General features: G+C 60.4%; 11 protein-coding genes and 1 pseudogene. 3 read left to right on the top strand and 9 right to left on the bottom strand.

Annotated features, from left to right (window positions below):
- The 3 genes and pseudogenes from CFA80_RS00990 to CFA80_RS00980 all read right to left on the bottom strand — a co-directional run.
- A pseudogene (locus CFA80_RS00990) lies at nt 1–292 on the bottom strand (hypothetical protein); the annotation flags it as partial.
- Nucleotides 293–317: 25 nt separating this feature from the next.
- Nucleotides 318–878, bottom strand: a complete 561-nt coding sequence (locus tag CFA80_RS00985) for a hypothetical protein (RefSeq protein ID WP_159454605.1) — start codon at nt 876–878, stop codon at nt 318–320.
- Nucleotides 879–915: 37 nt separating this feature from the next.
- Nucleotides 916–1617, bottom strand: a complete 702-nt coding sequence (locus tag CFA80_RS00980; RefSeq protein WP_088518507.1) for an SDR family NAD(P)-dependent oxidoreductase — start codon at nt 1615–1617, stop codon at nt 916–918.
- Nucleotides 1618–1676: 59 nt separating this feature from the next.
- Here CFA80_RS00980 and CFA80_RS00975 point away from each other — a divergent pair, with 59 nt between their 5' ends.
- Nucleotides 1677–1877, top strand: coding sequence for a DUF2905 domain-containing protein (locus CFA80_RS00975; protein ID WP_088518504.1), 201 nt, complete (start codon nt 1677–1679; stop codon nt 1875–1877).
- A gap of 3 nt (nt 1878–1880) precedes the next feature.
- Here CFA80_RS00975 and CFA80_RS00970 read toward each other — a convergent pair whose 3' ends face one another.
- Both CFA80_RS00970 and CFA80_RS00965 read right to left on the bottom strand, forming a co-directional pair.
- Nucleotides 1881–2306, bottom strand: a complete 426-nt coding sequence (locus CFA80_RS00970) for a RidA family protein (protein WP_088518503.1) — start codon at nt 2304–2306, stop codon at nt 1881–1883.
- A gap of 138 nt (nt 2307–2444) precedes the next feature.
- Nucleotides 2445–4052, bottom strand: a complete 1608-nt coding sequence (locus CFA80_RS00965; RefSeq protein WP_088518502.1) for a carboxyl transferase domain-containing protein — start codon at nt 4050–4052, stop codon at nt 2445–2447.
- 183 nt (nt 4053–4235) lie between these two features.
- Between CFA80_RS00965 and CFA80_RS00960 the strand changes: the two genes are divergently transcribed.
- A complete protein-coding gene (locus CFA80_RS00960; protein WP_159454604.1) occupies nt 4236–5108 on the top strand; it encodes a DUF1236 domain-containing protein in 873 nt (290 codons plus the stop codon).
- Nucleotides 5109–5194: 86 nt separating this feature from the next.
- Here the strand turns inward: CFA80_RS00960 and CFA80_RS00955 are convergent, their stop codons facing one another.
- From CFA80_RS00955 to CFA80_RS00945, 3 genes are read right to left on the bottom strand one after another with little or no spacing between them, the layout of a single operon-like run.
- On the bottom strand, nt 5195–6157 hold the full coding sequence (locus CFA80_RS00955) for an ABC transporter permease (protein WP_088518500.1): 963 nt from the start codon (nt 6155–6157) through the stop codon (nt 5195–5197).
- Nucleotides 6147–7115 carry an ABC transporter ATP-binding protein gene (locus tag CFA80_RS00950; protein WP_088518499.1) on the bottom strand — a complete coding sequence of 323 codons (969 nt, stop codon included), beginning with the start codon at nt 7113–7115 and terminating at the stop codon, nt 6147–6149. The genes CFA80_RS00955 and CFA80_RS00950 overlap by 11 nt, the downstream gene beginning before the upstream one ends.
- Nucleotides 7112–8302: an NEW3 domain-containing protein gene (locus CFA80_RS00945; RefSeq protein ID WP_088518498.1), complete on the bottom strand. Its 1191-nt coding sequence runs from the start codon at nt 8300–8302 to the stop codon at nt 7112–7114. Before CFA80_RS00945 ends, CFA80_RS00950 begins: the two co-directional genes overlap by 4 nt.
- 183 nt (nt 8303–8485) lie before the next feature.
- Here CFA80_RS00945 and CFA80_RS00940 point away from each other — a divergent pair, with 183 nt between their 5' ends.
- On the top strand, nt 8486–8947 hold the full coding sequence (locus tag CFA80_RS00940; protein ID WP_088518497.1) for an NUDIX domain-containing protein: 462 nt from the start codon (nt 8486–8488) through the stop codon (nt 8945–8947).
- 51 nt (nt 8948–8998) lie between these two features.
- Here the strand turns inward: CFA80_RS00940 and CFA80_RS00935 are convergent, their stop codons facing one another.
- A complete protein-coding gene (locus CFA80_RS00935; RefSeq protein ID WP_088518506.1) occupies nt 8999–9673 on the bottom strand; it encodes a glutathione S-transferase family protein in 675 nt (224 codons plus the stop codon).
- Nucleotides 9674–9727: the final 54 nt, after the last annotated feature.

Raw genomic sequence — 9727 nt, 5'->3', positions numbered from 1 at the left:
TCGCGTCACCTACGTGCTGTTGCGCGATATCGTCGCCAAGAAGCTTAGCGACGTCATCGAAGCCTTCCTTGAGCCCGTCGATCTCGTAATCAGCAAGCGGCCAATTGCCGGCAGCGCCGGCAGACCACAGCTTGATGTGCCGCATCTGCTGCTGCGCCATGATCCCACTGAGGTGGAGGAAATCCGGCGTCTCCTCCGCAGCTGGATCGGCCTGTTTGGAACCTTGCTGCGCGCTCGCTACGGGGACGGCGAGCGCGACCGCCGCGATAAGCGCGACAGCGATCAGCTTCATCAAAGCCTCCTCGATCGCACTGCTCCTAGCCAACTGGCGGAAGCGTTTCGGTGCAGGCTTTCGCATGCGCCTCTTGGCAGGCCTGATAGAGCGCCGGACAGGCTTTTGCCGCGTTGAGCGCTGCATCGATCGTCTTGATCCGGTCCGCCACCGCGCGCGACTGCTCGTTGTAGATCAATACCGCATCGATGCGCTCAATGCCCCGGTCGGTTATCAAAAAACGCTCCGCGCCGCTGAAGAAGGCCGTCGCAGTCCTAATCGCATCATTTAGCTTTCGTGTGTATTCCGTATTGAGCTTCGGATCGGGTTTGACTGCACGCGCTTGCACGGCAATCGCAGTGTAAAGCACGTTGAGCTTGAAATAGGCGCCGCCGCATTGGGCAAGTGCGAGCCAGTAGGGCCGACCGTTGAACGCTCCGGGCAGAGTCACGACCGTATCCCGCTTGTCGATTGAAAGCACCGGGGCTGGACGTTCGGTCTCTTTGGGCTGGCGTTCACGTTTGTGACGGGTCTGTGCGTTGGCATTGACCGCAAGCAACATAGCGATCATGACCAACGCCACTCTGCCGCCGATTCTTTTTCGCATGTTGAGACCTTCCAGGGTGAGCTTTCCGAGATCCTGTTCAGAACTTCTCAACCCACGGCCGCAACTCAATTTCCCACGCCCATGCGCTACGCGGCTGTCGCAACAGATCGAGATAGGTTTGAGCGATCGCGTCGGGATCGAGCAGGCTATCAGGCCGGTCCGGCGGAACCGCCCGGCTTTGACTGCGAATGCCGCCGTCGACCACGACGTGACCAACGTGAATGCCTAGCGGGGCTAATTCGCGCGCCATGCTCTGCGCCAACCCGCGGAGCGCAAACTTGCCCATGGCAAAAGGCGCCGACTGCGCATAACCCTTCACGCTCGCCGAAGCGCCGGTAAACAAGATCGCGCCATGCCCGCGCGGCACCATGCGTTTGGCCGCTTCCTGCGCGACCAGAAACGCACCGAACGCGGTGACCGCAAGCGACCTTTCGACCTCGGCCGGATCGAGCGTGACGAACGGGCCGCGGGTGCGGTAACTGGCATTGTAGACAACGACTTCCGGTCCGCCGAACTCATTCTCAAAATCAGAAAACACCTTGGTGACTTGACCGTGATCCGTCGCGTCACAGGCAAATACCTTGGCGCCAGTCTCCTTTGCCAAGACGGCGAGATTGGCGGCCCGCCGCGCGCCGAGCGCGACCTTTATTCCTTGCTTGCTGAAGGCTCGCGCGAGTGAGGCGGACAGGCCTGAGCCGACACCCACGATCAACGCATTCCGATAAACATTGTCAGCCATCGTTTCCTCTTGATTGCGGCTGCTGCCCGACCCACCTGCCATGCGGGGTTTTACGAGCCATGCAGCGGTTATTGATTGGAATTGGGCTAACGCTAGTACTCGCCGGGATCGCCTGGCCGTTACTAGCGCGGATCGGCCTCGGCCGCTTGCCCGGAGACATCATGATCCAGCGCGGCAGCACGAGCTTCTACTTCCCCCTCGTGACCTGCATCATCGTCAGCATCGTCCTGAGCGCCCTGATGTGGCTGTTCAATCGCTGACAGTCAATCGATCACGGCGATCGCGTTAATCTCGACCAGGCAGCGCGGATCGGTGGCGAGCCGCACGACCTGCACAGTGGTCGTCGCCGGCTTGGCATCCCGAAAATACTCGCCCCACGCGCGATTGAGCGCATCCTGATCGGTGAGATCGGTGACGAATCGATCGGCGGTGACAACATCGGCGAACGTGGCGCCCACGGCATGCAGGCCGCGCTTGAGGTTCTCCAGGGCCGCCCTCGCCTGGCCCGCCATGTCGCGTGGCATGGCGTCGAACTCGTCCGGCCGGTGCGGATGATGATGATAAACCGGCGCCGCGGTGACGCCGGCGAGATAAACCGTCGTGCCGCCTTTCACCTTTATAGCGGGCGCGTACGGCATCCACAGGTCCGGCGCGTCCGGCCAATGTATGTGTTCGATTGTTTTGGGCATCTGTTCGGGCTCCCGTCAGCTCCTTTTATTGAAGTGTATAAGGACCGCAAGCGAACGTCATGCCTACGTCGTGCGCATCGACGCCAGGCGAGATCTAGGTTCGAACGATCGTCGTAAACGGCGTGGGATCTATGCGCCTCACATCCTGAAAACGCCAAACCGCGTCTCCGGAATCGGCGCGTTCAGCGCGGCGGAAAAACATAATCCAAGCACGCGGCGCGTTTCAGCGGGCGTGATGATGCCGTCGTCCCAGAGCCGTGCGGTGGCGTAATAGGGATTACCCTCGGCCTCGTATTGCTCGCGGATCGGTTGCTTGAATTCTTCTTCTTCAACTTCCGACCACTTTTGGCCCTCCGCTTCGATGTTTTCGCGGCGCACGGTCGCCAGCACCGAAGCCGCTTGTTCGCCGCCCATCACGGAAATGCGCGCGTTCGGCCAGGTAAACAAAAACCGCGGACCGTAGGCGCGGCCGCACATGCCGTAATTGCCGGCGCCGTACGAGCCGCCGACGATGACCGTGATCTTCGGCACCCGGGCGCAGGCAACGGCCGTCACCATCTTGGCGCCGTCCTTGGCGATGCCGCCAGCCTCGTAATCGCGGCCCACCATGAAGCCGGAAATATTTTGCAGGAACAGGAGCGGCACGCGACGCTGGCAGCACAGCTCGATGAAATGCGCGGCTTTGAGTGCGCTTTCGGAAAATAGGATGCCGTTGTTGCCGAGAATGCCGATCGGAATGCCGTGAATATGGGCAAAGCCGGTAACAATCGTCGTGCCGTAGAGCGCCTTGAACTCGTCGAACTCGGAATCATCCACGAGTCGAGCGATAATCTCGTGCACATCATATTGCTTCTTCAGATCGACAGGCACGATGCCGTCGAGCTCGGCCGCGTCGTATTGCGGCTCGCTCGGCTTTCGCAGCGTGACATCGACGGTTTTTCTTGTATTCAGCGTGCCGATTATTTGCCGGCACAGCGCGAGCGCGTGGCGATCATTCTCGGCATAGTAATCGGCGACGCCGGATTTTTTGGCATGAACGTCGGCGCCGCCGAGCTCTTCGGCTGTCACAACTTCGCCGGTGGCCGCTTTAACGAGCGGCGGTCCGCCAAGAAAGATGGTACCTTGATTGCGCACGATGATGGTCTCGTCAGACATCGCCGGTACATAGGCGCCACCCGCGGTGCATGAGCCCATCACGACCGCGATCTGCGGAATGCCGGCCGCCGACATCGTCGCCTGATTGTAAAAAATACGTCCGAAATGATCCCGATCGGGAAAAACTTCGGTCTGATGCGGCAGATTAGCGCCGCCGGAATCGACCAAGTAGATGCAGGGTAGCCGGTTTTCCCGCGCAATTTCCTGCGCCCGCAAATGCTTTTTCACCGTCATCGGATAGTAAGTGCCGCCTTTGATCGTCGAATCATTGCAGACGATGACGCATTCGCGTGCGGCGACTTTGCCGATTCCGGTAATCAGGCCGGCGCCATGGATGGCGTCCTCGTACAGGTCGTTCGCCGCAAGCGGCGACAATTCCAGAAACGGCGCCCCCGAATCGATCAACGTCATGACGCGCTGACGCGGCAAGAGCTTGCCGCGCGCAATATGCCGTTCGCGCGCGCGCGGCGGGCCGCCCTCGGCCGCTTTGGCGCGCCGCTTTTCAAGTTCCCCGATCAATTCCCGCATGGCCGCTTGATTGGCGCGGAAATCTTTGGACTTGCAGTCCATGCTCGATGCGATTGCGGGCACCAATTCCTCGCGATGTTACGTGAACAGATATTCAGAAACGAACTTCTTTTCCACCACGAAATATCACACGAAGAAACTTTGGAGAAACTTTGCTGCCTAGTACGCGTTGGGCAAGTGCATCCGGGAAAGGACCTTCAGCGCGAGGCGGAATGCGCAAATCCCCACCGGGAAGGAGAGAGCTTAATGAGGAACAGACAACACACATTGTTGGCGGGCGTTGCCGCACTCGCGCTGTTTGCAGCGAGCGGCATGGCTTTAGCGCAACAGACTCAGCAAGACCAGAAAGGCGCCGGCAGCGCTGCGCAGAGCAACATGCAGGGTCAGCGCGGCGAACAGGGCACCAAGAACCAGGCCGCCAGCCAGGGCTTGAAAAACCAGGGCTTGAAAAACCAGGGCGCCCAGCAGGGCAAAAACGAGAGTGCGATGTCCAAGCAATCCTCTGGGCAAAACGCACGAACCGAAAGCAAAATGCAGTCCAAGCAGACTGGCGCTGCAGCAAACATGACCGGCAAGAGCAATGCCGGCAAGGGCGAGAAGTCCCTTAACCGCAGTGCACAGCAGCTTAAACAGAACAAGGATGCCAGCCCGGCGAACCGGGAAAGCCGGCAGAACCAGCTCAACGCCCAATCGAAGTCAACGCAGTCCAAAACTGGGCAATTTGCCAATCAGCAGAACCGTACCCAGCGCGGCGCCACCAGTGCGCAGCGCAATGAGCAGTTCCAGGGACTGCAGGGCAGCACGAGGGCGCCAATGCAAGGCGCCACCTCGACAGAACGTGGTGCTGGAGCTGCGAACGTTTCGCTGAACGAACAGCAACGCACCCAGATTCGCGAGACCGTCATTAACTCGCGCAGCGCCCCGCGGGTGAGCAATGTTGACTTCAGCGTGAACGTCGGCACGGTGGTGCCGCGTAGGCACATCCATCTGGTGCGCGTGCCGGAAACCTTAATCCGGATCGAGCCGCGTTGGCGTCACTATCTGTATTTCGTGTTCAACAATGAGATCGTCATTGTCGAACCACGCACCATGAGGATCGTTCAGGTTCTTCCGGTGTAGTCGACCGGTAATAGAGTAACTTCGAGGGCGGCCCCCGGGCCGCCCTCTTTGTTTAGGTGCGCAATGTGTAGCGATTTGCCAGCACCCTACGCGCGAACCTCTTGGCGCTGGAAAATCACATAGCCGATGACGAACAGCACGATCGCGGTGGCGATCATCCCGACCATCTGCGGCCAAGCGATCAGGACGCTTTCGCCGAACGGCAGCGGCGCGCCGAGCACCGCGCCTTGCAGTTGGCTGAGATAAATCGGGCCGAGCGCGCGCGTTGTGGGGTCGAGAAGCGCCACCACGATCTCGGCGTACAATGTCGAAGGCGAAAACCGCGCCAGGATCTGCTCCAATTGCGCAGTAGCGGGCGTCTGCAGCCCGAGCGCCGTATAGCGCGGATCTGGCGGAATGAAAATCTGCGCAAGCGCGCCCGAGAGCACCGGCCAAATAAACGTCACGAGCAGCCATAGTCCAAGTGTGATCAGCGCCGCAGTCGCGGCAGAGCGGAAAACGACCGAGAACAACAAGGCCAGCGCCAGCCACACGCCGGCATAGACAATCGTCACCAGGAGAAACACGAAGCTGCGAGCAATTTCCTCCGCGCCGGGCGGAATGCCAATGAGAAGGAGACCGAGCCCGACGACGAGAAGCCACAGCGCGATCAGGCTGATCGCAAGCGTGACTAGACCGGCCAAAAACTTGCCGAACAGAAGCGCGTCTCGATAGATCGGCTGTGACAGGATTCGCGATAGCGTGCGCCGGTTATGTTCGCCGTTGACCGCGTCGAAGCCCAGTCCGATGGCCATGAGCGGTACCAGAAAGGACAGGAATGAGACGAATGAAGGCAGCGGATCGCGCGACGTCGTGAACAGCCGCAGGAACAAGAAGGGGTCTTCCGCCGTCGTATCCTTGATCTGCTGGATCGCGCCGTACAGCGCCGCAAGCGCAATCAGCACCACGAGCCATTCGAGCACCCGCATGCGTATGCTCGTCAGGTGGTCCGAGAGTTCCTTGAGCATGACCACGCCAAGACCGGAAAAGGCCGAGCCTTCACGCTGCATGGCGGGTCCTTTCTTGGGCGCCCTGCTCCGGCTTGGCCTCGAAGTACCGCGTGTAAATCGCCTCCAGGCTCGGCTCTTGCACGCCGAGATATTTCAGACGCCCCTGCATGGCGACCACCTCGGCTGCGGCTTCCGGCCTGACGTCGCGGTCGGCGTGCAGGCGAAGTTTGCCGATTCCCGTTTTCTCGACGCCGCTGACCCCCGGAATGAGCGCGAGCCGTTCGGGCAATCCGACGCCATCGGCCTCGATGTCGACCACATAGCCACCGCCGAGCACCTGGCGCCCGAGATCGGGCACCGAGCCCATGAGCGCAATGCGCCCGGCGTGAAACAGCGCGACCCGGTCGCAAACGCTCTGCACCCGCTCAAGCAGATGCGACGAAAGCAGAACCGACACGCCTTCGGTCTTGAAGCCGCGGATGATGCCAAGAAGCTCGGCCGTGGCATGGGGATCGAGCCCGGATGTCGGCTCGTCAAGGATGGCGATTTGCGCGCCTTTCATCACGATTTCGGCGAGGCCCAGCCGCTGCCGCATGCCGCGAGAGAAGGTGTCAACCCGTTTGTCCGCGAATTCGGCGAGGCCGACGCGGTCGAGCGCGGCGGCGATCCGCTTTTCCCGCTCCATGGCGCGAAACCCGATCAGCCGCGCGGTGTAACGTAGATTGTCTGCCGCGGTCAGATTGTCATAGAAGCCGACGGTGTCGGGAAGATAACCGACGCGGCGTTTAACCGAAAGCGGTTCGCGCGCCGGATTGAATCCGAGCACGCGCACGTCGCCTTCGGAAATCTCGGTCAGCCCCAACATCATCAAGATCGTCGTGGTTTTGCCGGCGCCGTTGGGACCCAACAGACCGAAAATCTCGCCGCGTCCGACGCTAAACGAAATGTGGTCGACGGCGACCGCCGAACCATAGGTTTTGGTGAGCCCGTGGGCCTCGATGACGGCATCGGCAATCATCGGCGGCCAAACCTTGCAACCGCACCAACCATCACCAACAGCGCGACACCGATGATGCCGACACCGGCGATTCCCCACATCGTGGACGTCGTCACCGTGACGCGGAAATTGGTCGAGGCCGATTCGCCGCGCGCGGACGCGCGGACGGTCGTTACGTAATCGCCGGCGATGGCCTTTTCCGTCGGCGTGATCAACGCTTGCACTTCCTTGTTGTCATTCGGGGCAATGCGGTCGACCGTTTTGGGATCGAAGGTGATTTTCCAGCCGCTCGGAGTCGATCCAGTCAGCTGAATATCGTCGGCGGGAGCCGTGCCGATATTCGTGACGATGACCGGGACCGTGCTCTCCTTGCCGGCAGAGGCGCGCGTAGACACCAGACCCTCCCGGCCGCTGATTTCGAGCTTCGGCTGACCGGTGATGGTCATCGCTAGGTCGGCGGTTGCCGAGGCGTCTTCGGCGGCCACGCGTGCGATGATCTTATAATCGCCCGCTGCCGCGGTATTCGGCGGCGTCACTTTAAGCTTAACGTCCTTGCTCTGGCCGGCATCGACCGGGACTGCTTTAAGTTCCTGCGTGCCATATTGCTCGGTGAACGAGGTGTCGAAGTTTTGCGGCCCCTGAGCCGACAGACTCACCGTGAGTTTTTTGCCGCTGTCGTTCTTGATGCCGAGTTGATATTCGAAACTCGATTTGGACGTACCGCGCAAATCCGGAAGCTGCGGCGTCAGCGTGAGCTTGGCTGGGAGGTCCTTCGCCAGTGTCACGTTGATCGGCAATTGCAAATTCGTGGCGTTGCCTTGCGCCGCGACAGTAATGGTTTGCGTCCCCATCGCCGCGTTTTTCGGCACGTCGAGCCGCAAGGAAAGCGAAACGCTGGAATTCGCCGCCGGCATGGCGGCCGCCACCGGCTGGCCACCGCCAAGCAAAGTCGCCGTCCAACCCGCGGGCACGCCAGTGACGGAGAGCCCCAGGCGTTCCGGCGTCATGTCATAGTTTTGTAACCTGAGACTGATCGTCGAGGTCTCGCCAGGACGCAGCGTCACTGCAGGGTAGTCGCTCATGAGAAAGATGCCCCTGACGTCTTTGGGGGCGTCCTCGGCCATGGCGCTCAAACCAAAGGTCGTTGTCAGCGGCGCTATCAAAACAGCAAATGCCGCCGCAACGGCGACGATGAACCCAGATCGCATTGGCATGGCTCCCGTGCAGGCAATTGGATCAGCGCCCTACCCCATCTCGCTCCGAAGAGCTCGGGCGGGGAACGGGCATTCTCGGCGCAATCGTGACAAAATCATGCAGACGCCGGTCTATTTGACAAGCTCCGTCGAAGAAGTCCTGCGGTAGAGAGACGCAGCTATCGGAAGCCAAAGTCAATGCCCCGCCCGAGAGAGATTAGCGCCGGGATTCTGGCGTTCCGCCGTGAAAAGGAGCTTGAAGTCCTCCTCGCCCATCCGGGAGGGCCCTTCTGGTCAAGGAAGGATGCTGGCGTGTGGACGATACCTAAGGGCCTGGTTGAGGCCGGAGACGATATCGCCGCCACAGCGCGACGCGAGTTCACCGAAGAAACCAGTCTTTTCGCCGAAGGCGCCATGCTCGAGCTTCCGCCGGTCCGGCAAAAAAGCGGCAAGCTAGTCCACGCATTTGCGCTAGAAGCGGATTTCGATCTCGGCCAGTTCGCCAGCAATACATTTGAATTGGAGTGGCCGCCGAGATCCGGACGACGACAAAGTTTTCCAGAGATCGATCGCATTGCCTATTTCACGTTGCCTGTCGCCAAGTTGAAGATAATCGCATATCAGCTGCCGCTGATATGTGAATTGGAGAAGCGTATGTAGCGTCGATGCCCAAACGCAAATGGGCGCTTTATGCTCACTTGCAGCACTTGCTCACTCGCGCAACACTTGCGGCCAATCGACCTCATCTTCGGGCAGCACCCAGGGCTCGCGGCGCGCGGCGTCACGCCATTCATTCCAAGCCGGCAACGCCATCACTGCGCGCATATAGGCGCCGGCCGTTGCGCTGACCTCGACCGCGTAAGTGTGAAATCGCCACACGATCGGCGCAAACATCGCGTCAGCGGCGCCAAACTGACCAAACAGAAATGCACCATCAGCGCCGTACCTGGCGCGGCATTCGTTCCAAATGGCATCGATACGCGCAACGTCCTTTGCGGTGCCGGCCTCAAGTGCGCGGAACTTCACTGGCCGCATCACATTCATCGCTAGGTGACGCCGCAACGACACGAATCCGGCGTGCATCTCGGATGCCGCGGCGCGAGCATGAGCTCGTGCTGCTATATCCTGTGGCCATAATCCCGCGGTTGGAAATTTTTCTACGAGGTATTCCAGGATTGCCAGCGATTCCCAGACGCACACATCCCCATCGATGAGCACCGGCACGCGTCCGCAGCCGCCCAACGCCGTCACGCGCGTTTTGAAATCGGGAGCATCGAGCGAGATCACCGTTTCATCGAACGGAATACCCGCAACTTTCATCGCGATCCACGGCCGAAACGACCAGGACGAATAGTTTTTGTTGCCGATGACAAGATGTAGCGACATGGTTTGCGAGTCGGACTGCGCGGCGGCGCAACCTTCCATCAGACCGAGGAATGA

The organism is Rhodoplanes sp. JGI PP 4-B12 (genome assembly GCF_900188135.1).
Note: the sequence above shows the minus strand (reverse complement) of the source record. Positions and strands in the feature narration are given on the sequence as shown.

Coding starts and splice junctions, on each gene's coding strand:
- CFA80_RS00985 (WP_159454605.1), bottom strand. CDS start 878: ATGCGAAAAAGAATCGGCGGCAGAGTGGCGTTGGTCATGATCGCTATG.
- CFA80_RS00980 (WP_088518507.1), bottom strand. CDS start 1,617: ATGGCTGACAATGTTTATCGGAATGCGTTGATCGTGGGTGTCGGCTCA.
- CFA80_RS00975 (WP_088518504.1), top strand. CDS start 1,677: ATGCAGCGGTTATTGATTGGAATTGGGCTAACGCTAGTACTCGCCGGG.
- CFA80_RS00970 (WP_088518503.1), bottom strand. CDS start 2,306: ATGCCCAAAACAATCGAACACATACATTGGCCGGACGCGCCGGACCTG.
- CFA80_RS00960 (WP_159454604.1), top strand. CDS start 4,236: ATGAGGAACAGACAACACACATTGTTGGCGGGCGTTGCCGCACTCGCG.
- CFA80_RS00955 (WP_088518500.1), bottom strand. CDS start 6,157: ATGCAGCGTGAAGGCTCGGCCTTTTCCGGTCTTGGCGTGGTCATGCTC.
- CFA80_RS00950 (WP_088518499.1), bottom strand. CDS start 7,115: ATGATTGCCGATGCCGTCATCGAGGCCCACGGGCTCACCAAAACCTAT.
- CFA80_RS00945 (WP_088518498.1), bottom strand. CDS start 8,302: ATGCGATCTGGGTTCATCGTCGCCGTTGCGGCGGCATTTGCTGTTTTG.
- CFA80_RS00940 (WP_088518497.1), top strand. CDS start 8,486: ATGCCCCGCCCGAGAGAGATTAGCGCCGGGATTCTGGCGTTCCGCCGT.
- CFA80_RS00935 (WP_088518506.1), bottom strand. CDS start 9,673: ATGTCGCTACATCTTGTCATCGGCAACAAAAACTATTCGTCCTGGTCG.